This is a genomic window from Mycetohabitans sp. B2, from assembly GCF_021733735.1.
Taxonomy (GTDB): Bacteria; Pseudomonadota; Gammaproteobacteria; order Burkholderiales; family Burkholderiaceae; genus Mycetohabitans; species Mycetohabitans rhizoxinica.
This window is the reverse complement of the sequence record NZ_JAHKSP010000022.1, coordinates 23,673-46,612: the sequence shown is the minus strand read 5'-3', so window position 1 is coordinate 46,612 and position 22,940 is coordinate 23,673. Positions and strand designations below refer to the sequence as shown.

19 protein-coding genes and 1 pseudogene are annotated in these 22,940 nt (G+C 62.6%); 12 read left to right on the top strand and 8 right to left on the bottom strand.

Annotation, left to right across the window (positions count from 1 at the left end; translation table 11 throughout):
- Positions 1-70: 70 nt before the first annotated feature.
- Both KPG66_RS05185 and KPG66_RS05180 read right to left on the bottom strand, forming a co-directional pair.
- Positions 71-814 carry a DsbC family protein gene (locus KPG66_RS05185; RefSeq protein ID WP_013434920.1) on the bottom strand — a complete coding sequence of 248 codons (744 nt, stop codon included), beginning with the start codon at positions 812-814 and terminating at the stop codon, positions 71-73.
- Positions 815-846: 32 nt separating this feature from the next.
- Entirely contained in the window at positions 847-2,028 is a 1,182-nt protein-coding gene (locus KPG66_RS05180; protein ID WP_237070191.1) for a UbiH/UbiF family hydroxylase, read from the bottom strand.
- Positions 2,029-2,419: 391 nt separating this feature from the next.
- Here KPG66_RS05180 and KPG66_RS05175 point away from each other — a divergent pair, with 391 nt between their 5' ends.
- Positions 2,420-3,595: a hypothetical protein gene (locus tag KPG66_RS05175; protein ID WP_237070190.1), complete on the top strand. Its 1,176-nt coding sequence runs from the start codon at positions 2,420-2,422 to the stop codon at positions 3,593-3,595.
- A 432-nt stretch (positions 3,596-4,027) separates the two neighbouring features.
- A complete protein-coding gene (gene ychF / locus KPG66_RS05170; protein WP_237070189.1) occupies positions 4,028-5,122 on the top strand; it encodes a redox-regulated ATPase YchF in 1,095 nt (364 codons plus the stop codon).
- Positions 5,123-5,424: 302 nt separating this feature from the next.
- Here the strand turns inward: ychF and KPG66_RS05165 are convergent, their stop codons facing one another.
- A complete protein-coding gene (locus KPG66_RS05165) occupies positions 5,425-7,317 on the bottom strand; it encodes an ABC transporter ATP-binding protein (protein ID WP_237070188.1) in 1,893 nt (630 codons plus the stop codon).
- Positions 7,318-7,894: 577 nt separating this feature from the next.
- Here KPG66_RS05165 and ettA point away from each other — a divergent pair.
- The gene (ettA, locus tag KPG66_RS05160) at positions 7,895-9,562 is read left to right on the top strand and encodes an energy-dependent translational throttle protein EttA (protein ID WP_237070187.1); all 1,668 of its coding nucleotides are present in this window, start codon (positions 7,895-7,897) and stop codon (positions 9,560-9,562) included.
- Between the two features lie 2 nt (positions 9,563-9,564).
- Here the strand turns inward: ettA and KPG66_RS05155 are convergent, their stop codons facing one another.
- From KPG66_RS05155 to KPG66_RS05145, 3 genes are read right to left on the bottom strand one after another with little or no spacing between them, the layout of a single operon-like run.
- The gene (locus tag KPG66_RS05155) at positions 9,565-9,774 is read right to left on the bottom strand and encodes a hypothetical protein (RefSeq protein WP_237070186.1); all 210 of its coding nucleotides are present in this window, start codon (positions 9,772-9,774) and stop codon (positions 9,565-9,567) included.
- A gap of 60 nt (positions 9,775-9,834) precedes the next feature.
- On the bottom strand, positions 9,835-11,655 hold the full coding sequence (locus tag KPG66_RS05150; RefSeq protein ID WP_237070185.1) for an aminopeptidase P family protein: 1,821 nt from the start codon (positions 11,653-11,655) through the stop codon (positions 9,835-9,837).
- Positions 11,656-11,660: 5 nt separating this feature from the next.
- On the bottom strand, positions 11,661-11,885 hold the full coding sequence (locus KPG66_RS05145; RefSeq protein WP_013434912.1) for a hypothetical protein: 225 nt from the start codon (positions 11,883-11,885) through the stop codon (positions 11,661-11,663).
- A gap of 36 nt (positions 11,886-11,921) precedes the next feature.
- On the opposite strand from KPG66_RS05145, the gene hemA reads away from it, so the two are divergent.
- The 7 genes from hemA to KPG66_RS05110 all read left to right on the top strand — a co-directional run bounded on the left by hemA (position 11,922) and on the right by KPG66_RS05110 (position 18,636).
- Positions 11,922-13,256 (top strand): glutamyl-tRNA reductase, encoded by a 1,335-nt coding sequence (gene hemA, locus KPG66_RS05140; RefSeq protein ID WP_237070184.1) that lies wholly within the window; start codon positions 11,922-11,924, stop codon positions 13,254-13,256.
- Between the two features lie 94 nt (positions 13,257-13,350).
- Positions 13,351-14,433, top strand: coding sequence for a peptide chain release factor 1 (gene prfA, locus KPG66_RS05135; protein ID WP_237070183.1), 1,083 nt, complete (start codon positions 13,351-13,353; stop codon positions 14,431-14,433).
- Between the two features lie 7 nt (positions 14,434-14,440).
- Positions 14,441-15,346: a peptide chain release factor N(5)-glutamine methyltransferase gene (gene prmC, locus KPG66_RS05130; RefSeq protein ID WP_041753315.1), complete on the top strand. Its 906-nt coding sequence runs from the start codon at positions 14,441-14,443 to the stop codon at positions 15,344-15,346.
- A 75-nt stretch (positions 15,347-15,421) separates the two neighbouring features.
- Complete coding sequence (gene grxD, locus KPG66_RS05125; RefSeq protein ID WP_013434908.1) at positions 15,422-15,736, top strand: Grx4 family monothiol glutaredoxin; 315 nt, start codon at positions 15,422-15,424, stop codon at positions 15,734-15,736.
- Positions 15,726-16,328 (top strand): UbiX family flavin prenyltransferase, encoded by a 603-nt coding sequence (locus KPG66_RS05120; RefSeq protein WP_013434907.1) that lies wholly within the window; start codon positions 15,726-15,728, stop codon positions 16,326-16,328. The genes grxD and KPG66_RS05120 overlap by 11 nt, the downstream gene beginning before the upstream one ends.
- Before the next feature lie 108 nt (positions 16,329-16,436).
- Positions 16,437-17,213: a DODA-type extradiol aromatic ring-opening family dioxygenase gene (locus tag KPG66_RS05115; RefSeq protein ID WP_237070182.1), complete on the top strand. Its 777-nt coding sequence runs from the start codon at positions 16,437-16,439 to the stop codon at positions 17,211-17,213.
- 400 nt (positions 17,214-17,613) lie between these two features.
- On the top strand, positions 17,614-18,636 hold the full coding sequence (locus KPG66_RS05110; protein ID WP_237070181.1) for a CopD family protein: 1,023 nt from the start codon (positions 17,614-17,616) through the stop codon (positions 18,634-18,636).
- An 89-nt stretch (positions 18,637-18,725) separates the two neighbouring features.
- On the opposite strand, the gene KPG66_RS05105 is transcribed toward KPG66_RS05110, so the two are convergent.
- Positions 18,726-20,324: an APC family permease gene (locus KPG66_RS05105; RefSeq protein ID WP_237070180.1), complete on the bottom strand. Its 1,599-nt coding sequence runs from the start codon at positions 20,322-20,324 to the stop codon at positions 18,726-18,728.
- Positions 20,325-20,862: 538 nt separating this feature from the next.
- Between KPG66_RS05105 and KPG66_RS05100 the strand changes: the two genes are divergently transcribed.
- Positions 20,863-21,066 carry a cold-shock protein gene (locus KPG66_RS05100; protein ID WP_013434901.1) on the top strand — a complete coding sequence of 68 codons (204 nt, stop codon included), beginning with the start codon at positions 20,863-20,865 and terminating at the stop codon, positions 21,064-21,066.
- A gap of 74 nt (positions 21,067-21,140) precedes the next feature.
- Here KPG66_RS05100 and KPG66_RS05095 read toward each other — a convergent pair whose 3' ends face one another.
- Positions 21,141-22,403 (bottom strand): Hsp70 family protein, encoded by a 1,263-nt coding sequence (locus tag KPG66_RS05095; RefSeq protein ID WP_237070179.1) that lies wholly within the window; start codon positions 22,401-22,403, stop codon positions 21,141-21,143.
- Positions 22,404-22,512: 109 nt separating this feature from the next.
- Here KPG66_RS05095 and KPG66_RS05090 point away from each other — a divergent pair.
- Positions 22,513-22,880: pseudogene (locus tag KPG66_RS05090) on the top strand (MFS transporter); the annotation flags it as partial.
- Positions 22,881-22,940 lie beyond the last annotated feature (60 nt).

The window sequence follows — 22,940 nt, the reverse complement described above, 5'->3', positions numbered from 1 at the left end:
GAGATACGCAGGTAGGCGCCGGCCTGCTGGCCGGACAAATCAGGGTCACAGGCCGCCAATCAGCAAACCGTCAATGCTGCACGGACAGGGCCTTATCGAGCTGCTCGGCCGGCACTGCGCCGGGGAGCCGGCGTCCGTCGGCCAAGATGATCGTCGGCGTGCCGCTCACGTTCAACTTCTGGCCCAGCGCCAGGTTTTTCTGCAGCGCGCTGGTGTCGCAATTGCCGGCCCCGCTCGGTGACTGATGATCGAGCATCCACGCCTGCCACGCCTTCGCACGGTCCGCCGAACACCAAATCGCCTTCGCCTTCATGTCGGAGTCGGGCGAAAGTACCGGATACAGGAAGGTGTAGACGGTGATATTGTCGAACCCCTTCAGCGTCGTCTCCAGCCGCTTGCAGTATCCGCAATTCGGATCAGAGAACACCGCGAGCTTGCGCGCGCCATTACCCTTGACGACCTTGACGGCGTTGGCCAGGGGCAGGCTCGCAAAATCGACCTTGTTCAACTCGTCGTTGCGCGCCTGCGTCAGGTTCTTCCGCGTGCGAGTCTCCACCAGGTCGCCCAGCACCAGGTAATCGGCATGAGCGTCGCTATAGACGATTTCCTTGCCAAGATTAACCTCGTACAGTCCGGCGATCGGCGTCTTGGCCACGCCCTTCACGCTCGCGTCGGAACCGAGCCGGCTTTGCACCGCGGCCTTCACGCTGTTCAGGCTCGTATCGGCGAATGCGGAGTAGCTGGCCAACGCGGCGGCGGCCAGCAGCGTGCCGACCACCGAGGTCAGCGCGATCGTGCGAATTTGAAATGTCATCGTGGTTCCTTGCTGAATTGAGCGTACACGCGTCAGCCAAGCGCGGCCGACACCAGCCAGCGCTTGATGAAAGGCTGCGCACCGACCATCGCCATCCCGACATTGCGGATGCCGCGGGCCAGCCCGCCCGGCAGCGCAAACAACCGCTGCAGCCCATCGGTCGCGATGGTCAGCTTCTGAATGTCCTCGCGACGCGAACGCTCGTAACGTCTAAGCAGTGTCAGATCCCCGAGATCACGAAACGGTTCCTTGCGATTCACCACGTCCAGCAGCGCGGCAACATCGCGCAGTCCAAGGTTGACTCCCTGCCCCGCGAGCGGGTGAATCAGATGAGCCGCATCGCCGACGAGCGCCACGCGCGGCGCAATCAACCGATCCACCGTCTGCAGCGCAAGCGGAAATCCTTGCGTGGGGGACACGCCTTCGAGCGTGCCGACCTGACGCGAACTAGCACCGCCTGTGGCGGCCTCGATCCGTTCGGCCAGCGCCGGCAAATCCAGTTGCAGTAACGCATCCGCGTGCTCGGTGCGAGCGGACCAGACCAGCGACACGTGTGAGTCCGGCAACGGTAGCAACGCAAGGATCTCGCCGCCGATAAACCATTGGAATGCGGTTTCATGATGCGGCTTGCTACACCGGAAGTTCGCCACGACGCCCGTTTGCCGATAGTCGCGCCGTTTCACCTTCGCGCCGACCTGCTCCCGCACCCACGAGTATGCGCCATCCGCGCCGACAACCAGGTCGGCGGACAACACCCGCGCATCATCCAGCGTCACGCTGATGGCTTCAGGGTGATGTTGCAGCGCCTGGGCTCGCGATTCGCACCAAGTCAGTAGCGGCTGGAACCACAATGCGGCGTCGAGCGCGCGTTCAATCAAGCTCGATTCGACGATCCACGCCAACTGCGGGACCGCCGCCTGAAATGCAGAAAAATGCAATTGTGCATGCGCATCGCCGAACACACGCATGTCGTACACTGGGCACAACCGCGCCGAGTCAAGGGCTTGCCAGACCCGTAGCCGCTCCAGCAACGCTTGTGAACTGGACGACAACGCATAGATACGCGTGTCGAACCGATGTTCGCTTGGCGCGGGCGCGCGCTGCGCGAGCAACGCGACGCGCAGGCCGGTCTGGGTCAGCGCGAGCGCGGCGGCCTTGCCGACTAGCCCGCCGCCGATCACAATGACTTGATGGTTCGAGTGTGCGGAATTCATTGGCACATTATAGCGGCCGGGGCCATGCCCCTTTGGCGTGAAATGTCTCACAAGCGGGTCACCATTCACGCCGGTTCGAAACACGCAGCGTTTGTGCCGGCGCAGCCGGGGCAGTGGGGCGCAGCGGCAACGTTGGTGAGCGGTCCGCATCGCTTTCCCGGTGTGTCAGGGCTTGAGTAACATGCCTTACCGTGTCATCACTTGTTCACGTTAAAAACAGTACGCGGTTACTGGTGTCTTTTTTTATTTATTTAGCGTCTTTTTTCAAAAAAGCCTTCAACACATTGAGATGTCGACTTCGCATCCACTGACTCCGAATCGCGCAACCCAATTCATATTTAGATCAAAGTCGCTAAGGTTCGAATTCCTTCAAATTTGGCAGCCTAGCAGTATGCAATCGACGATTCATAACAGCTCATCAGCAATAGGACGCTTTGGTGCAACTGACAATCAACAATGGGCCAATAAATCAACCGGCCCCTCAAGCGCGAACACACCTGCCAAGCCCTCCGAAATGGCCGTACGAATTGCGTTTGAGCTAAAAAAACGAAGATCGAATTTGGGATCCGATTCCAGCTCAGAATCCTCCTCCATATTGGACACACATATCGCTACCAAGCAATATGCGCCAGTCAACTTGAGAGGCAACGCTAATGCAGCGTCACCCGCAAGCTCCAGTGGGAGCGAATGGGACGCCGATGACGAAAATATCGCTACCAGCGACAGTATCGTTAGCCTCCGTCCCATTTCGGTCCAACAAGATCTTCATCGTGCTGCCGAGGCTGCGCAGGATCCGCGCGCCGACAGTCCTATCAAAAAGGACGAGCAGTCCGGCATTTCCGACACGCGCTTGCAGCAAACCGTCCCCCCCTCCTCACAAAAGAAACGGTTAATTTCTGGCATAGACAAGGATAAATTTGAGGCTGCGACAAAAAATATGTCCCGCCTCAATACGCCTCCCCAGCTATTCAAATCCTCGCAAGCAAGTGCCGGAGGTCAGGACACTCGCAACAAAATCAAGGTGGTGGAGCAGCACAGCGAAGCGGAACCATTTTCGCCCAATCTGCGTACAGAGATACAAAAACAGAAGGAAGTAATAGAGAAACTAAAAAAAGAACTTGCAGAACTTAAAGAAGCCAGCAATGAGATAAAGAGTACATCGATTAAAGCGAGGAGTCCGAACCCGTCGCCAACATTGTCCACGCCGGAACTGCCCGAGCCGCCGCAGTCACTGCACGCCGAAAGCATAAGATCTTCAATGGAGTATAGGTCCTACGAGCCATGGAACCCGACGCCGCTCCCCACTGCTAAGCGGCCGGGCAGGCTCAAGCGATTATTCGGCAAGCTTCGCCTCACGCAGATCGCGCAAGCCACGCAGGTTGATACTGGACACAGCCCTTTCAAACTGGAAAAAGTCGATACGAGGACGAACGCCACTATTAAGAGCAATAAATCCACCAAATCGACGCTTAGCACCCGGACTATTGAAGGAATGAAAAATTTAAAGCGAAAGTTCAGCCTCCGGCGACAGAAGTCTAGCACCGCCCACCAGTCCGCAACCGCCTGATACAGTCGCAGGCTCGTTAGATTCAGGGTACTCCTCGCGAACGTGCCGCCACGCGGGGATCACCCTGTGCAGGATTCGAATGCCCAATCCCCGTCGATCAGCGCCCGCTCCCGGGCTGCGCCTCCAAGCATTACCCCGACCAGCGGCCCGGACGGAACAAGGAGATAGAACCTTCCATTATCGTGGCTCGCACGGAACGACTGCTGCCAGCGTGATTCTAGGGGGCTAAACGCGTTGCCAATTACGGTGTCCAAACGCGCTACAATTAGTATCTTTAGAGTACCGAGCCAGTACGGAATCGCGCGTCAAATGAGCACGTTCGTCCGGCTTGTCTCGCCCCCCGAATGCATCCTGCGGCTGCCGCGACCCAGCGACCGGGATCGCAAATGACACGGCAACTAGCCGCAAACAGTTGATCCAAAAAGGTTTTCCATGAGCCTCAAATGCGGCATCGTCGGCTTGCCCAACGTCGGCAAGTCCACGCTCTTTAACGCGCTGACCAAGGCGGGCATCGCCGCCGAGAACTATCCGTTTTGCACGATCGAGCCGAATGTCGGCGTGGTCGAGGTGCCGGATCCGCGGCTCGACGCTTTGGCCCAGATCGTCAAGCCTGAGCGCGTGCTTCCGGCAGTCGTCGAGTTCGTCGATATCGCCGGGCTCGTCGCTGGGGCGAGCAAGGGCGAAGGCCTAGGTAATCAGTTCCTCGCCAACATCCGCGAAACGGACGCGATCACGCACGTGGTTCGCTGCTTCGACGACGACAACGTGATTCACGTCGCCGGCAAGGTGGACCCGCTCGCGGACATCGAAGTGATCCATACTGAGTTGGCGCTGGCCGACCTGGCAACCGTCGAGAAGGCGCTCGCACGCTATTCAAAGGCAGCAAAATCGGGCAATGACAAGGAAGCGGTCAAGCTAGCCGCCGTGTTGGACAAGGTGCGTGCACAACTGGACCAGGCACGCCCGGTCCGTGCGATGGATCTGTCCGACGACGAGCGCGCGTTGATCAAGCCGTTCTGCCTGATTACTGCGAAGCCGACGATGTACGTAGCCAACGTGCGAGAGGACGGCTTCGAGAACAATCCGTACCTCGATGCGGTGCGTGGCTACGCAGCGCAAGAAGGCTCACCGGTCGTCGCTGTGTGCGCCGCCATCGAGGCGGAAATCGCCGAGTTGCCGGACGATGAAAAAGGCATTTTCCTGTCCGACATGGGCATGGATGAGCCTGGGCTGAATCGCGTGATTCGGGCAGGCTTCAGACTACTGGGGCTACAGACGTACTTTACCGCCGGCGTCAAGGAAGTCCGCGCGTGGACCATCCACGTCGGCGATACGGCGCCACAAGCGGCCGGTGTCATCCATACGGATTTCGAGCGCGGTTTCATCCGCGCTCAGACGATCTCGTACGATGACTACATCGTCTACAAAGGCGAGCAAGGCGCGAAGGAAGCGGGCAAGATGCGGGCCGAAGGCAAGGAGTACGTGGTCCAGGATGGAGATGTGATGAACTTCTTGTTCAACGTCTAACTGTTCAACGTCTAACGCGCTGTTGCCGGCGCGCGCTCCAGTAGCGCTGCTTTCACAACACCATGCCGCTGGTCGGACGCCGGCCACGCACCGCCGACATCATTGAACGCCCGCCGTGCCAGCCCCGCCCATGGCGGGCACACGCGAACGGAACGGTCCCGTCGTCAATGGCGAGATGTCCGCGGCTCGCTTCGTGACTCACGCATCGCCACCTCCACTGCCACCGCAGTACCCGACATTGCACCGCGGCAAGCTGCGCGCGTCACCCACGGCCATGTCCGTGCATTGTGGTCCCTGCGCCGCTACTCAGGCAACGGCAGCGACACCTCGGCATCCGGCACGCCGGCGGCCGAGGCCTGCCGGCGCCCCACCGCCGCACCAGTGGCGTCCCCTCCTCGCGTCAACGCCAGCGCCTGGCGCTCGAACAACCGCCGGTAGAAGCCGCCCTCCACGCGAATCAATTCATCGTGGCTGCCTTCCTCGACAATCCGCCCCTTATCCATCACGAGCAGCCGGTCCAGTGCTCGGACCGTCGACAGACGGTGCGCGACGACCAGCGTCGTGCGCCCCATCATCAGTCGCTCCATCGCCCGCTGGATCAGCACCTCGCTCTCGCTGTCCAGGCTGGAGGTCGCCTCGTCTAGGATGAGGATCGGCGCGTCGGCGAGGAAGGCACGCGCGATCGCCACCCGCTGGCGCTCGCCGCCGGACAGTTTGACGCCCCGCTCGCCAACCAACGTCTCGTAGCCGTCGGGCAGCGCGGTGATGAAGTCGTGAGCGCTGGCCAGCTTCGCCGCCTGCTCAATTTCCGCGCGGCTTGCGCCGGGCTTCGCATACGCGATGTTTTCGGCCAGCGAGCGATGGAACAGCAGGGGCTCCTGCTGCACGATCGCGATCTGGCTGCGCAGCGACGCCTGCTGGACGTCGGCGATGTTCTGCCCGTCGATCATGATCTGCCCGCTGCTTACGTCGTGCAGCCGCTGGATCAGCTTAATGAACGTCGTCTTGCCCGAGCCTGAATGGCCGACCAGGCCGACACGCTCGCCGGGGGCGATGCGCACAGAGAAATCCTCATACAGCGGTGTTGTGTGAGCGCCGTATCGGAACGTCACGTGCTCGAAGCAGATCTCGCCCCGGCGGATCACGATACGCCCCGCGCCCGGTTTGTCGTCGATACCCAAGGGCTGCGCCTGCAACGACACCAGTTCCTCCATGTCGTTGACTGAACGCTGCAGGTTGCGGATGTGCATGCCCACTTCGCGCAGATACCCCTGCAACATGAAGAACAGGGTCAGCGCAAAGGTGATGTCGCCCACGCTGGCCAAGTCGCGAACCCACAGCAGCAGGGCCACCCCGAGGATCGCTGCCTGCATCGCGACCAGCATGCCACCCTGCACGCCACCGTTGAGCGTACCGCGGATCCAAGTACGGCGCGTGCGTTGTCGCCACTTGACGATTACACGGGCAAGGCGCGCGTCCTCGCGCTGTTCGGCACCGAACGCCTTCACCACAGCGTTGCAGCTGACCGCGTCGGCCAACGCGCCCCCCATCCGCGTGTCCCACGCATTCCCCAGCCGCGCGGCCGGCGCCACGTAACCAAGCGATAGCACCACAGTGACCGCGACATACACAATTGATCCGATGCCAACCACGATGCCCATCACCGGCCACTGCACGCCGAGCAGTACGGTGGCACCGACGAGCATGACCAGCGACGGCAGCAGCGCGATCAGCAACGTGTCGTTAAGCAGGTCCAGCGCCCACATACCGCGCGTGACCTTGCGCACCGTCGAGCCGGCAAAGCTGTTTGCATGCCAGTCGGCGGAGAAACGCTGCACGCGATAGAACGCGCTGGACGCAATCTCGCTCATCATCTTTAGCGTGAGCACGATGATGTTCAGGAAACCAAACTGGCGCATCAACATGCCACCCAACCCTAGCGCCGCCAGGGTCCAGAAGGCCGAAACCGCCGCGCGCCATGCGGCCTGCTTGCCGGCGGCGCCGCTCGCGCTGGTGGTAAGCGCGTCGATCAGGCGTCCCGCATAAAGCGGCGTCAGCACATCGGCGAGCGCTGACAGCAACGCCAGTGATGCGATCGCCGCGATCCGCCAGGGCTGCTTGCCCCAATGCGAAAAGGTGAAACCGAGGACAGCCTTGAAGGCTTGTCCGCCAAAGTCGATTTTTTTTCGAACCATTTGCAACGGCCCGCGACTCGCTGGTCGCAGGACTGCCCAAGAGAGAAACAGAAACGGACAGACGATGCGGGCCGGATAAAACCGGCGACAAGCAGCGGATCTGTCGGGAAACCGCGCGCGGGTGCTCGGCAACCCGCGCCGGCAGCGCCTAACGGTGTTGTGGCGCCACGTGTGGGACGGCGATCTGCAGTATCAACATCACTGCGCCTCCCTCGGTGCCGGTTGATCAGAACAGGAAAGAAAAGTGGGACATGCCCGAAACCGGATCGTAGCAGCAGCGCAATGCAACTGCAAACTACGGCAATTTAGCATGCGGTGGCCACGAACGGGCGGTGTCGCGCCGCAGCACATCCCACGGCGGCATCCTGACGCATCGTAGCGGCGCATCGCCCCTCGCCTCCGGCGCACCTTGCCTCATTCTATAGCACCGTTCGCACGTCGGCCAAGCCACCACACGGCCAATGCGATCCGCCATCGGCGCCCGGAGCCGTACAATAGTGGTTTTAGGCAGCCGCGCACGCGCTTTGCGCCCGTGCCAAGCTGCCCCCTCCAGCTTCGTCTCCGTTACGCAAACCCGATGGCTCAATACGTCTTTACCATGAACCGGGTCGGCAAGATCGTGCCGCCCAAGCGACATATCCTGAAGGACATCTCGCTGTCGTTCTTTCCCGGCGCGAAGATCGGCGTGCTCGGCCTGAATGGCTCGGGCAAATCGACCTTGCTGAAAATCATGGCCGGATTGGACAAGGACATCGAGGGTGACGCAACCCCGATGTCCAACATCCAGATCGGCTACCTGCCACAGGAGCCACAACTCAACCCGCAGCACACGGTCAAGCAAGCGGTCGAGGAAGGCCTTGGCGAGCTGTTCCACGCGCAGCAGCGGCTTGATGAAATCTACGCGGCCTATGCGGAGCCGGACGCCGACTTCGACGCGCTAGCCGCCGACCAGGCCAAGTACGAGGCGATCCTGGCCACCGCCGAAGGCGGTAGCGCTGAGCAGCAACTCGAGGTGGCAGCCGACGCGCTGCGACTGCCACCATGGGACGCCCGGATCGAGCACTTATCCGGCGGCGAGAAACGCCGTGTCGCGCTGTGCAAGCTGCTGCTGCAAAAGCCCGACATGCTGCTGCTCGACGAGCCGACGAACCACCTCGACGCGGAATCGGTCGAGTGGCTCGAACAATTCCTGGTGCGCTTCCCGGGCACGGTCGTGGCCGTCACGCACGATCGCTACTTCCTGGATAACGCAGCGGAGTGGATTCTGGAGTTGGACCGGGGCCACGGCATCCCATGGAAAGGCAATTACAGCAGTTGGCTGGACCAGAAGGAAACTCGCCTGAAGCAGGAAGAGGCGGCGGAGTCCGCTCGTCAGAAGGCGATCCACAAGGAACTGGAGTGGGTACGCCAGAATCCGAAGGGCCGCCAGGCCAAGTCCAAGGCGCGTATCGCCCGCTTCGAAGAATTGAACAGCGTCGAATACCAGAAGCGCAACGAGACGCAGGAGATCTTCATCCCGGTGGGCGAGCGTCTCGGCAACGAAGTCATCGAATTTCAGAACGTCAGCAAAAGCTTCGGCGACCGCCTACTGATCGACAATCTAAGCTTTTCGGTACCACCCGGCGCGATCGTCGGCATCATCGGGCCGAACGGTGCGGGCAAGTCGACGCTGTTCCGGATGATCACGGGCCGCGAGCAACCGGACTGCGGCACCGTCAAACTCGGACCCACGGTCAAGCTCGCCTATGTGGACCAAAGCCGTGATGCGCTGGCCGCCGACAAGACGGTGTTCGAGGAAATTTCCGGCGGCGCGGACGTGCTGACGGTCGGCCGCTACGAAACGCCATCGCGTGCGTACATCGGCCGCTTCAATTTCCGCGGCGCCGATCAGCAAAAGCAGGTCGGGAACCTGTCCGGGGGCGAACGCGGACGGCTGCACATGGCCAAGACGCTGATCGCCGGGGGTAACGTGCTGCTGCTAGACGAACCGTCAAACGACCTGGATGTCGAAACGTTGCGCGCGCTCGAGGATGCGCTGCTCGAATTCGCGGGATCAGTGATGGTGATTTCGCACGACCGCTGGTTCCTGGACCGGATTGCCACGCACATCCTCGCGTTTGAAGGCGACTCGCAGGTGGTGTTCTTCAATGGCAACTACCAGGAATATGAAGCCGACAAGCGAGCGCGGCTTGGCGACGAGGCAGCCGCACCAAAGCGGCTGCGGTACAAGCCGATCACGCGTTGACATCAGATCGCGGGCCGCTTGTGCGGCTCAGATCGGCAGCCCCAGTTGCCCAATTGGCGCAGGCGTTGGCACGTCGATGCGGCATCCATGTGATGCGCGCCGCGCCAGCCGATCGCGTCGGCCGCCTGCGCGTTGTACTGGTTGTCGTCGATGAAGGCGATTTCACCCAGCTGGATGTCCGGCAGAGGCGGGGTGGGACACGGCGCGGTCAACCGGAAGATCCGCGGTTCCGGCTTGGCCGGCTTCAGGCGCCCAGAAATCGCGATGTAGCGTTAGATTGCCGTGGTGCGGGTCTCGAGCCACGCCTTCGCGTCGCCGCTCAGATGCTTGCCGACCCGCTCACGCACTTGCGCGTGATAGGCATTGAGCCAGGCCACTTCATCTTCACGCAGCAACGACCGCTCGATGCAACGGGTATCGATCGGACACAGCGTCAACGTCTCAAAGCAGAGGAACTCGCCGAACTCGCTCGTGCGCGCCGGCTGGCTCAACAGCAAGTTTTCGATGCGGATGCCCCACTGGCCGGGACGGTAAACACCAGGCTCGTTCGACGTGATCATGCCTTTTTCCATCGCCGTGTAGGACTCGGCCGGCGCGTAGTGCGAAATCACCTGCGGTCCTTCATGCACGTTCAGGAAGTAGCCGACCCCATGGCCCGTGCCGTGTCCAAAGTCCATGCATGCGTCCCAAATCGGCGCCCGTGCGATTGCATCCAGCATCGGCGAGCGCACGCCCCGCGGAAACGTCGTGCGCGACAACGCAATCATGCCCTTGAGCACCAGCGTGAAATCGCGCCGCTGCTCGGCGCGGATCCGGCCCACCGGCACAACGCGTGTGATATCGGTGGTGCCGCCCAGATACTGGCCGCCGGAGTCGATCAACAGCAGACCGTCGCCCTCGATTAGCGCATGCGACTGCGGCGTCGCGCGATAGTGCGGCATCGCGCCATTGGCGTTGAACGCGGCGATCGTCGGAAAGCTAAGGGACACGAAGCCGGGGCGGCGTGCTCGCGCGGCGGTAAGCTTTTCGTCGATTGTCAATTCGGTGAGGCGCTCGCGCCCGAGTGCCTGTTCGAACCACGCAAAAAATTCCGCAAGCGCAGCGCCGTCCTGCTCCATCGTCGCGCGCACATGGACGGCTTCCGCTTGCGTCTTGCGCGACTTTGCGAAGGTCGACGGATTCACCGCCTCGACGAGTTTCACACCAGGCTGCACGGCTTGCATCAACCCATACGTGACGCGGCGCGGATCGATCAGCAGCGTGCTATCGGGCTCAATCGCGGCTAGCGCCGCCGGCGCATCCCTGTAGGGGGCAACGTGCACGCCGTCCTGCGCCAACCGCTCGCGCAACACCGCGTCGATCTTGCCGTCGGCCACGTACAGCGTCGCGTGCTGCGGCCCAATTAACGCGTGCGCGACAAAGACCGGGTTGTAGCCCACGTCGGCGCCGCGCAGGTTGAAAATCCATGCGATGTCATCCAACGTGGAGACGAAATGCCAGTGTGCACCCTTGTCGCGCATCGCGCTGCGCACCTGATCAAGCTTTTGCGCGCGGGTCACGGGCGCGTAGGAAAGATCGTGCTCGTACACCGGCGTCCCAGGCAGCGTCGGTCGGCCGTCCCAGATTAGCTCGAGCAGGTCCACGTCGGCGCGCAGTTGCACACCAGCCGCCTGCAACGCGTCCTGCAACACACGGGCGGCGGCCAGGCCCAGCGTGCTGCCATCCACGCCGACCTGCGCACCGGGTTCCAGGTGCGTGGCGAGCCAGTCCACATGGGGCTGCGTCTGCCCCGCCTGAATCCTCATCAACTCGATGCCGCTGTCGGCCAGTTCCGCGGCAGCCTGCACCCAGTAACGGCTGTCGGTCCACAGTCCCGCAAAGTCCGACGTCACGACCAACAGACCCGCCGAGCCAGTGAAGCCAGACAGCCACGCACGGCCCTGCCAGCGTTGCGGCAGGTACTCGGACAAGTGCGGATCAGCGGACGGCACGATATACGCGGCCAGATCGGCACGCTTCATCGCATCGCGCAGCCGCGCTAGCCGCTCGGGGAAGGAGACCGCCTGATCGGCGGCGGTTTGTCGGGCGTTCATTGAGTTCACCGGCAAAAAGGATGTGAGCCAAGCGAGACGGTCACGGCCACGGCCGTCATCGCGCCAAGCACGCACAGCGACCATTCGAGCACCTCGCCATCCTCGAACAGCCCACTCGCGTTGCCGGCCAGTTTAACCGCACCGGCGGCCAACGCGCCGAGATAAGCGCGGGCAGTGCCGCCGTGCGGCGTGCCGGATGGCGCCGGCAGCCGGGGGTGGCCAACGGCCAAAAAAGTTATAATGATGGGCTACTTTTGACGGCAACCATGCACCTGCTCACCATCGGGATCAACCACCACACCGCGCCGGTCGCATTGCGCGAGCGCGTGGCGTTTCCGCTCGAGCAGATCAAGCCAGCCTTGCACACGCTCAAGGACGCGTGGGCGCGGCGCGATGAGGCGCACATCGCGGCCCCCAGTGCCGCCACGCGTATCGCGCACGCACAGCAAGCACTGGCGGAGGCCGCGATACTGTCAACCTGCAACCGGACCGAACTCTACTGTGCGACCGACGACCGCGCCGCGCGCGAACATGCGATCGCGTGGCTGTCGAGCTATCACCGGATCTCGGTCGAGGAGCTTGCCCCGCATATCTACGCGTTGCCGCAGTCCGAAGCAGTCCGTCATGCGATGCGAGTGGCATCGGGCCTAGACTCGATGGTACTCGGCGAAACCCAGATCCTGGGCCAGATGAAGGACGCCGTGCGCACCGCGTCGGAAGCCGGTGCACTCGGTACCTACCTGAACCAGTTGTTTCAGCGCACGTTCGCGGTGGCCAAGGAAGTGCGCGGGCAGACGGAGATCGGCGCGCATTCGGTATCGATGGCTGCCGCGGCAGTGCGGCTGGCACAACGCATTTTCGAGAACATCGCCGGGCAACGCGTGTTGTTCATCGGTGCCGGCGAGATGATCGAGTTGTGTGCGACGCATTTCGCCGCGCAGAATCCGCGTGAGCTGATCGTCGCCAACCGCACCGTGGAGCGGGGCAGCAAGCTAGCCGAGCGCTTCGGCGGCAAGGCGATCATGCTCGCCGAGCTGCCGTCGCGGCTGCACGAGTTCGACATCGTCGTGTCATGTACCGCGTCTACCCTGCCGCTCATCGGCCTGGGCGCGGTAGAGCGCGCGCTCAAGGCACGCAAGCACCGGCCAATGTTCATGGTGGACCTGGCGGTGCCGCGCGACATCGAGCCCGAAGTGGCCGAGCTGGACGACGTGTTCCTTTATACGGTGGACGACCTTGGCTCGATCGTGCGGGAAAGCAATGCCATCCGGCAAGCCGCCGTCGCGCAGGCCGAGGCGATTATCGAGACACGCGTGCAAGCCTTCATGCACTGGCTCGAGCAACGCAGCATCGTGCCGGTGATCCGTCACATGCACACGCAAGCCGACCGGCTGCGCCGCGTGGAGTTGGAGCGCGCCCAGAAAATGCTGGCACGCGGCGACGATCCCGCCGCCGTGCTCGAGGCACTGTCGCAGACGCTGACCAACAAGTTCATCCATGGTCCGACGCATGCGCTGACCCACGCGGCCGGCGGTGATCGCGACAAGCTGGTCGACCTGATGTCCGGCTTCTACCAGCACGCCGGCCCCTCTGAGCGTTAGTGGCGCTCGCCCCCGCCGGCACGCGCGTATCGTCGAGCGTGCCTTCGTTTTCCATTGAATGCGACCCCGTTCGCGCCCTTTGCCAGATGCGCCGATGAAACCGAGTATGCAAGCCAAGCTGGAGCAGCTTACCAAGCGACTGCCGGAGTTGAACGAACTGCTTTCGCGCGAAGATGTCACGTCCGATCTCGACCAGTACCGCAAGCTGACCCGCGAGCACGCGGAACTCGCGCCAGTGGTCGAGCAATATGCGCAGTGGAAAACCGCGCGCAACGATGAGGCGACCGCTCAGGAATTGCTGACCGATCCATCGATGCGGGATTTCGCGGAGGACGAACTTAATGCGGCGCGCAGCCGGATGGAGCAACTGGAGCGCGACTTGCAGAAAATGCTACTGCCCAAGGACCCGAACGACGAGCGCAACATCTTTGTGGAAATTCGCGCCGGCACCGGCGGCGACGAGAGCGCGCTATTCGCCGGCGATCTGCTGCGCATGTACCTGCGCTATGCGGAACGCCATCGCTGGCAGGTCGAGATGATGTCGGAAAGCGCGTCGGACCTGGGCGGTTATAAGGAAGTGATCGTTCGTATCATCGGCCAGGGCGCCTATTCGCGGCTCAAATTCGAGTCAGGCGGGCATCGCGTGCAGCGGGTGCCGGCCACCGAGACGCAGGGGCGTATCCACACGTCGGCTTGCACGGTCGCCGTGATGCCAGAAGCGGACGAGATCGCCGAAATCGAGCTTAATCCAGCCGATTTGCGCATTGACACGTTCCGCGCGTCTGGCGCCGGCGGCCAGCACATCAACAAGACCGACTCGGCGGTGCGCATCACGCACCTGCCAACCGGCATCGTAGTGGAATGCCAGGACGATCGCTCGCAGCACAAAAACAAGGACCGCGCGATGAAGGTGCTGGCCGCCCGCATTAAGGACAAGCAATATCAGGAGCAGCATGCGAAGGAGGCCGCCACCCGCAAAAGCCTCGTGGGCTCGGGCGATCGCTCCGAGCGCATTCGCACCTACAATTTCCCGCAGGGCCGGCTGACCGACCACCGGATCAACGTGACGCTGTACAAGCTGGAACAGATGATGGACGGCGACCTAGACGCGCTCATCGACGCGCTTGTCTCGGAACATCAGGCCGAGCTGCTCGCCGCGATGGGCGAGATCGAGTAAGCGCATCATGACTTGCGTCGCGCAACTGCTGCGAAACTCGCCGCTGGCCCCGCTGGAAGCCCGGATTCTGCTCGCCCACGTGCTGGATTGGCCGCGTACCGCGCTGATCACGCGTGCTGACGACACGCTGCCAAACGCGTTGTCGGCGCGCTTTCTGGCGTTGCAGGCCCGGCGAGTCGAGGGCGAGCCGATCGCGCAACTGGTCGGTTCGCGCGAATTCTTCGGGCTCGACTTCGATGTGACGCCGCACGTGCTGATCCCGCGTCCGGAGACGGAGCTGCTGGTTGAGTGCGCGCTGAACGCGGTACAGACAATCCCGTCCCCCCGCATACTCGATCTTGGCACTGGCAGCGGCGCCATCGCGATCGCGATCGCCCATACGCGCCCGGATGCGCGGATCGTCGCCACGGATCGCTGTGCTGGCGCGCTGGACGTCGCGCGGCGCAATGCGCGGCGCCTGCTCGGCGACGCGGCGCTTGCGCCGGCACTGCCGGTATCGGCCGCGCGTCATGATTTCGTCACGTCGGGCACACCGACGCAGCCCCGTCTCGCACTGCGCCACGGCACTTGGTTCGACGCGCTGAGCGAGCCGCATCGCCTCGCCCCGGCACGCTTTGACGCCATCGTCAGCAATCCGCCCTATATCGCCGCGTCGGACCCGCATCTGCGCGAGGGCGACCTGCGCTTTGAGCCGCTGGACGCGCTGACCGACCACGCAGACGGGCTCAGCGCGATTCGCGCGATCGTCACCGGTTCCGTCGCGTGGCTGGCGCCGGGCGCCACACTCTGGCTGGAACACGGGTACGACCAGGCTGAAGCCGTGCGCGCGCTGCTCGATGCGCACGGCTTTGACTCGGTACGCTCCGTGCGAGACCTGGCCGGCATCGAGCGCGTCACCTGCGGCAGCCGATAGCAGGCCGCAACGCCGGCCCGGGCAGACGAAATCCGCTATCATCTAATCCAAACCGCATTTAAAGCAAGGTCAGCCATGGATACCCAAGAGCGCATCAAACAAATCGTTAGCGACCACCCGGTCGTGCTGTTCATGAAGGGCACCGCGCAATTCCCGATGTGCGGCTTCTCCGGCCGAGCCATCCAGGTCCTGAAGGCATGCGGCGTCGATTCGGTGCATACGGTCAATGTCCTCGAGGACGAGGCAGTGCGGCAAGGCATCAAGACGTTCTCGAACTGGCCCACGATCCCGCAGTTGTACGTGAACGGTGAATTCGTCGGTGGCTCGGACATCATGATGGAGATGTACCAGTCCGGAGAATTGCAGCAGTTGTTCACGAATGCCTCATGACGCGCGGCCGTCGACACGACGGCTAATCGTCGCGATCACCGGCGCCACCGGCGCCGCCTATGGCGCCGGCGTGCTGCGCGCGCTGCGTGAGTTGGACGGCGTCGAAAGCCATCTGGTCGTCTCCAGTGCCGGCTGGCTCAATGTACGACACGAATTAGGCATCGAGCGCGCGGCGCTCGAACAGTTGGCGCATTACGTGCACAATCCGCGCGACATCGGCGCAACCCTCGCCAGCGGCTCGTTTCAGACGGACGGCATGATCGTGGCACCGTGCTCGATGAAAACGCTGGCCAGCATCGCGCATGGCCTGTCCGACAACCTAATTGCCCGGGCTGCCGATGTCACACTGAAGGAGCGGCGCCGGCTTGTGCTGATGGTTCGCGAAACGCCGCTCAATCTCGCGCATCTGCGCAACATGACGGCCGTCACTGAGATGGGTGGCATTGTGTTCCCACCGGTGCCGGCGTTCTACCACCGCCCCGCGACGATCGACGAATTGGTGGCCGATACCGTCGCGCGCGCGCTAGATATGTTCGGCCTCGCGGCAGCACGCTCGCGGGCATGGACGGGACTGGCACCGGCGCGGGATTGACAACCGGCACGACACAATCCGTTTCCCGCTGTCGCATTTATTAGACGGGCGCGCGCCCTTATAGTCGCGGTATGACTTGTTTTGCACGCCAGATGCGTGCCTGCTGCGATGCCCCGTCTACCTACCGTCTTCCTGTCCCATGGCGCGCCGACGCTGCCGATCGACCCGTCGATGCCGCGCGTCGGGTTCGCCGCCTTGGCCACGCGCTGGCCGCGTCCGCGCGCCATTCTCGTGTTGTCCGCGCATTGGACCAGCACCGAGCCAGTCGCCAGCCTCGCAACGGCACCAGAGACCCTTCACGACTTCTATGGCTTCCCCCGCGCGCTGTACGAACTGACGTATGATGCGCCCGGCGCACCGGACGTCGCGCAGCGCGCCATCGAATTGCTGATGCAAGCTGGCATCGCGGCCAGCGGCGCCGTACGCGGGTTGGATCACGGCGCCTGGGTTCCGCTGCTGTTGCTGTATCCCGCGGCCGATATCCCGGTGGTGCAGATGTCGATTCAGCCGCACCGCGATCCGGCACATCACTATCGGGTCGGGCACGCGCTCAGGCCCCTGCGCGATGACGGCGTGCTGATCGTCGGCTCCGGACAAATCACGCACAATCTACAGGCCGCGGACTTCTCGGCACGGCCCGGTGATGCAGATCCGCACGTGGCTGAGTTCACCGGATGGTTTGAAGCGAGGATGGCCACGCATGATCTGGGCGCCTTGCTCGACTACCGGCAGCAGGCACCCTACGCCGTGGCGATGCATCCGAGCGACGAGCATCTGCTACCTGTGTTTGCCGTGCTGGGCGCAGCCGACGACGACTACAAGCTGGATATCCACGCGCAAGGCACCTATCAGCGCTCGCTGGCGATGACCCATTACGTGCTGTAGCGCCGCATAAGCAATGGGGCAGCGGCCTGCGGGATGCGAGCCCGTGACACGCACCGCGTCATCGTCGCGCTGAGGCGGCTGCTTCGCGCACGGTCGCCCCATCGCGACGCATGGCATAATCGGCGCTCGTTTTCCCCGACATACGCGGACCCGGCGCCGACACCTGCCACCCGCCCCCATCCTGCCATTGCCCACACCGCGATGATGGTCGCCGTGGCTTGGTGGGCAGCCCGCCGACCGCTCCAGCCTTGATGACTATCCAAGCATTGCATCCACTTTCCGTCGCCGCCCGCGAAAACACGGCCACAACCTGTGAAGTTGCTTCGCCCATCGCCGATGCCTCGCCCCTCGCCGTTGCGCGAGCGCGCCCACGCATGGTCGTCAACCGGAGCGCGGCCCGATGACCTCGTCTCTGTCCATCATGCAGATGACCATCGCCGCCATCCAGGACGTGCTGTTCGCGATCGCCGCAGGCTCGATACTGTGCGGCGCGACGCTGGCCACCGTGTTCGCTTCGTCTCGCGACGCCGCACGGCTGCGACTACGTGGCTCGATCAAGCAAGCCATGCCTGGCATCCGATTGCCGGCCATCCTATGGTTTTCATTGTGCGCGCTGGGCATCACTCAGTTGGTGTACCTGTGGCTGCAGGCCGCCACGATGAGCGGCTCGACACTGAGCACCGCGCTGGGCATTGTGCTGCGACAGTCGCATGACGGCGCCGCATGGCTGACCGGGGCGGCTGGTATCGCGGTGGCACTCGCCGCCTCGCGCGTGCAGTTGCGCGGCAGCCAAGCACGAGGCGGCCCGCCCCCCGGGCCGGGCAGCGCCCCACCCCGTTGGCCGGTGCGCATCACGGTGCTGGGCCTCGCGCTGTATGCGGCAGGCAAGGCCGCGGCCAGTCATGCGGCAGATGCGGGCGACTTCAGCCTCACGCAGGCCGTGTACTGCGTCCATGTCGGAGCGAGCGCTGCATGGGCTGGCGGCGTGAGCATCGCAGCATTCGTGTTGCCAACGTTCGCATTGCAGACACGCGCCGACGGCGGGCGGCATCTGGCGTTTTGTGAACGACTGTCCCGCGCGTGGGCGATCGCCTTGGCGTTGGTCGCGCTCACCGGCCTATACAATGTCGCCTGGATCTGCGCCAACGCACCCGCCCCGCTGGCCGGCACCTACTATGGCCGATGGCTTGGCGCCAAGCTCGTCATCGTGGCGGCGGCCGCATTGCTCGGGATACTGAACCGTGCTGTATGGTTGCCGCGGCTGCGCGATGCGCAACGCGCTCATGGCGGAGAAAGCAATACGTTGTCGCCGCGTTATTCAGTCACGGCCGCCCATCTTGGCAGAACACTGTGGGTCAAGTCAGCACTGCTGGCGGCCGCGCTGATTACGGCGGCGACGCTATCGCACCTGCCGCCGGCGTAACGCAGTGTAGCGGCGCGAGCCGGCACGCGTGCCTCGGTGTCAATCCACGCCGATGCACGCGACGGCACGCCGATACCGATGCCCCACGCTCAAATACCGACGCCTTCCAGGATTTCCTCGCGCTGTTCCCGCTCGTCCAGATACGCGGTGCGCCAGCCGCTAGACACCCCCCACTGATAGAACCCGAGCGAGGTCACCGCGACGACCGCCATGTCCCAGCCATAGGGGAGGTAGCCGAGCCCGCCGAACGGCTTGCTGCCAATGTACGACAGCACCGCCATGACCGGCAGGTAGGTGACCATCCACCAGGCTGAGCGCCAGTCCTTAGAAAATCCTTTCCAGCCTGCCTTGGCTTGGTAGTAGAAGAAAACCGGCAGCGCAACGACCATCAGCAGAATGATCTCGCCGGTCAGCGGCCATTTTGCCCAATACAGGATCAGCGACGCACAGACAAACGCAAACGGCGCAATCAAGCCCATGCCGGGGATGCGCAGCGGCCGTTCGATGTCCCCGCTGGTGCGGCGCAGCGCCATCAGGCTAATCGGCCCCGTCAGGTACGAGATCACCGTGGCAACCGAGATGACCGCGGCCAGCGAGCTCCAGCCACGAAAAAAGAGCAGGAAGATGAACGAGACGATCAGGTTGAACCACATTGCGGGCCGCGGCACCCCATAAAGCGGATGCACGCTACTGAAAATCTTGGGCAACGTGTTGTTGCGCTCCATCGCGTAAATCATCCGGGTCGTCGTCGCCATGTAAGTGGTACCGGTGCCGCTGGGGCTCACGAACGCATCGACGTACAGCAGCATCGCGAGCCAATTCAGGTTCAGCGCGAGCGCAAGCTCGGCAAACGGTGAACTGAAGTTCAGCTTATCCCAGCCCTTGGCGACATCCGCCGGATTGATAGCGCCAATATACGCGACCTGCAGCAGCACATAGATAACTAGCGCGATCAGGATCGATCCGACCACGGCGAACGGCACGCTGCGATCCGGATTGCGCGCCTCGCCCGCCAGATTCACCGGACTTTGGAATCCATTGAAGGCGAAGACAATGCCGCTGGTGGCCACTGCGGTCAGCACCGCCGACCAGCCATAGGGCGCGAACTGCCCAGTCGCACCGGTCGCGAAGTTATCCGTATGAAAGCCGGTCAGCACGAGGCCCAGAATGGTGGCGCCTGGAATCAGAAACTTGAAGATCGTGATTGCCGAATTCGCGTGCGCGAACAGCTTTACGCCCCAATAATTCAACAGGAAGTACACGATCACGAGCACAGCCGACAGCAGGAGCCCGGGTAAGGTCAGCTCGCCGTGCACGAACAGCGCATGGGCCCAATCATAAGGCCATGAGCTCATATATTGGATCGATGCCTCTGCCTCAATCGGTATCACGGAGACGATCGCGATCCAGTTAGCCCACGCGCTGATGAAGCCGACTAGCGAACCATGGGAGTAGCGGGCATAGCGGACCATGCCGCCCGACTCGGGGAACATCGCACCGAGTTCCGCATAGGTCAGTGCGATCGCCAGGATCACCACCGCCCCAATTATCCATGCAATGATTGCCGCCGGCCCTGCAATTTTTGCCGCCTTCCAGGCCCCGAAGAGCCAGCCCGACCCGATGATCGAGCCCAAGCCGGTCAACATCAGCGCAAAGGGGCTGATGTTTCGCTTGATCGAACTATCCACAACATCTCCTAGGAACATGAGCGCGCCTTACCGCTGTGCCGTTTCCGGCTGGCACGTCTCGTGAGTACGCGTCACGCGTCGGTTGCAACCGGCGCGAAGTTTAACGATGGCACCTTTCAACTGGCCGATCAGTTGCGAATCGACGAAACATGAGGCGACCCGACGAGCGCGGAATTAACGTTGCACGTGGCATCAACCAAATGACAAATGATTAACATAAATCGCCAGCCGCGGCGTAGAAAGCGAACTCTATGCCCATTTTTGATGGCGATGCGTGACGTTGCGAGAAATGGCAGAAAAGACGAATCCGAAGCAATCCCGGTTAGAGCGCATCCGGGAAACTACTGAGTTTGCGAAAAAAACATTGACCGGGTCTGATTTTCGCAATATAAATGTGCATGCAGGATTTCAAGTGGCGAGTGTTGGTGGTTGTTCCTCTGTAGTCTCCCACGACGGTACTTCGGTAGTTCCTCTCACCCTTCCTTGATTTCATGCGCTATCGGGCCTCGGCTCTTATTCATTTTTAAGGATTTGTTTTATGGAAACCGGAACCGTCAAGTGGTTCAACGACGCCAAAGGTTTTGGCTTCATTACGCCGGACGGCGGTGGTGAAGACCTGTTTGCGCATTTCTCCGAAATTCGCATGGATGGCTTTAAGTCCCTCCAGGAAAACCAAAAGGTCACGTACGAAGTGAAGATGGGCCCGAAGGGCAAGCAAGCGGCGAATATTCGCGCGGCATAAGCCCCTCCCGCCTGGCGCGATGCGCCCATGAAAAAACCCCGCTTTATGCGGGGTTTTTTCATCCGGTGTGCGCGTCAATCAAACAGGCGCTGCGCGTGGATCCCCAGTCCGGTGGCAACGCTGGCCAGACGATCACCGAAGACCTTTTCCGCCCGCGGAAACGCGTCGCCGATCGCCTCAGTCACGCAGCGCAACCCGGTTGAGCCCCCGGTGAAGTACACCGCCCCCAAATCGGCGGCCTGCACGCCGGCCTGACGTAGCGTGTCGCGCGCCGCGTTCGCGATCCGGCGGATCTCGTCCTGCGCCACCTCCAGCAGTTCCGGCTCGGAAAAAACCACCGCCAGCTCGGGCTCGACCTGGGACAAGTCGAGCGTCGCGTCACCGCCCGCGGCCACGCCGATCTTCGCGCGCTCAGCCAGCCCGGCCAGCGCATGGCCGAGCCGCGCATCGATGACGCGCATCAATCGGTCGTGGTAGCGGGGCTGTGCATAAACGTACTTGGTCAGCCGCAGCTCGCCCACTCGCTTGGGTGCATAGACGGTGTTGATCAGGTGCCAAGTCGCGAGGTCGAAGTAAATCCGATTCGGCACCTCGCGTCCCTGTTCGTCCAGTGATTGATAGCCCAACTCACGCATGATCGCCACCAGTTCCACGCGCCGATCGAAATCGGTGCCGGCTACGTGCACGCCGTGGTGGCCAAGCACGTCCGCTTGCCGTTCGAGCTTTCGCGCCCGGTCCGGCCCGACCCGCACCAGCGAGAAGTCGGACGTACCGCCGCCGATATCGGCGACCAGCACCAGCTTCTCGGCATCGAGCCGCGCCTCGTAGTCGAACGCCGCGGCAATCGGCTCGAACTGGAACTCGATGTACCGAAAACCCACGGCATGGGCGGCTGTTTTCAACTGGTCCTGCGCCAGACGATCGGCCCGCGGATCGTCGTCGACAAAGAATACAGGACGGCCCAACACCGCCCGCTCCACCGGCCGACCCGCGGCGGCCTCCGCACACTGCTTGAGATGATGTAGGAACAGCGCAATCACATCCAGATAACGCACCGCAGTGCCGTCCCCTAATTCAGTGCTCTGCTCGGCCAGCGGCGAGCCCAGAATGCTCTTCATCGAGCGCATCAGCCGTCCGTCATAGCCATCGATATAGGATTCGATCGCAGCCCGGCCGAACACACGAATGTCCTCGTCCAGATTGAAAAACACGGCCGTGGGCAGGGTCGCATGGTTGCCCTCGACCGGGGCTAGCCGGACGCCATGCGGCGCGGCGTCCCTCGCCGGCAGCGCGACGGCAGAATTAGACGTGCCAAAATCAATTGCACAATAGTTCATTCGATGCTCCTGGGATGGCCAGCTGCAAACTCACGGTTGACACCGCCAACTCGGAAAGGGACAGGTTTTTAGCACGAAGCAGCGCCGCAGGCAAAGCCTGTGTCGCTGCATGGACCCCGTGCTGCTGCCGCCGGACTATGGGTGGCGTCTATGCTTTTTTATCGGTGCCGACTCGGGTTGCTAGTACTACTCATGCGGATGTGGATTCCGGAGAGCCCGCGCTGGCTGCTGACGCATGGGCGGCCCGACAAGGCCCATGCGATCGTCACGGCGATCGAGCAGCAGTTTCGTCGCCGCGGCGTCATGCTCGACTGCGAGGGTTTGCCAACATTGCGCTTGAAGGTGCGCCCCCACACGCCACTGCGGGAAATCTGCCACGCGCTACTCGTGCGGCATCGGCGCCGCTCGCTGGTCGGGCTGGCGCTGATGGCTGCACAAGCGTTCTTCTACAACGCGATTTTTTTCACCTATGCGATATCCGGCGTGCTGCTCGGTCGCCTAATCGATACGCACGAGCGCGCAGCGGTATTCGGCGGC

Excerpts from the sequence above, each read along its gene's own strand:
- grxD (WP_013434908.1), top strand. The coding sequence starts at position 15,422 with ATGGATACCCAAGAGCGCATCAAACAAATCGTTAGCGACCACCCGGTC.
- KPG66_RS05165 (WP_237070188.1), bottom strand. The coding sequence starts at position 7,317 with ATGGTTCGAAAAAAAATCGACTTTGGCGGACAAGCCTTCAAGGCTGTC.
- KPG66_RS05100 (WP_013434901.1), top strand. The coding sequence starts at position 20,863 with ATGGAAACCGGAACCGTCAAGTGGTTCAACGACGCCAAAGGTTTTGGC.
- KPG66_RS05095 (WP_237070179.1), bottom strand. The coding sequence starts at position 22,403 with ATGAACTATTGTGCAATTGATTTTGGCACGTCTAATTCTGCCGTCGCG.
- hemA (WP_237070184.1), top strand. The coding sequence starts at position 11,922 with ATGCACCTGCTCACCATCGGGATCAACCACCACACCGCGCCGGTCGCA.
- KPG66_RS05150 (WP_237070185.1), bottom strand. The coding sequence starts at position 11,655 with ATGAACGCCCGACAAACCGCCGCCGATCAGGCGGTCTCCTTCCCCGAG.
- prfA (WP_237070183.1), top strand. The coding sequence starts at position 13,351 with ATGAAACCGAGTATGCAAGCCAAGCTGGAGCAGCTTACCAAGCGACTG.
- KPG66_RS05175 (WP_237070190.1), top strand. The coding sequence starts at position 2,420 with ATGCAATCGACGATTCATAACAGCTCATCAGCAATAGGACGCTTTGGT.
- ettA (WP_237070187.1), top strand. The coding sequence starts at position 7,895 with ATGGCTCAATACGTCTTTACCATGAACCGGGTCGGCAAGATCGTGCCG.
- KPG66_RS05110 (WP_237070181.1), top strand. The coding sequence starts at position 17,614 with ATGACCTCGTCTCTGTCCATCATGCAGATGACCATCGCCGCCATCCAG.
- ychF (WP_237070189.1), top strand. The coding sequence starts at position 4,028 with ATGAGCCTCAAATGCGGCATCGTCGGCTTGCCCAACGTCGGCAAGTCC.
- KPG66_RS05185 (WP_013434920.1), bottom strand. The coding sequence starts at position 814 with ATGACATTTCAAATTCGCACGATCGCGCTGACCTCGGTGGTCGGCACG.
- KPG66_RS05120 (WP_013434907.1), top strand. The coding sequence starts at position 15,726 with ATGCCTCATGACGCGCGGCCGTCGACACGACGGCTAATCGTCGCGATC.
- KPG66_RS05180 (WP_237070191.1), bottom strand. The coding sequence starts at position 2,028 with ATGAATTCCGCACACTCGAACCATCAAGTCATTGTGATCGGCGGCGGG.
- KPG66_RS05115 (WP_237070182.1), top strand. The coding sequence starts at position 16,437 with ATGCCCCGTCTACCTACCGTCTTCCTGTCCCATGGCGCGCCGACGCTG.
- prmC (WP_041753315.1), top strand. The coding sequence starts at position 14,441 with ATGACTTGCGTCGCGCAACTGCTGCGAAACTCGCCGCTGGCCCCGCTG.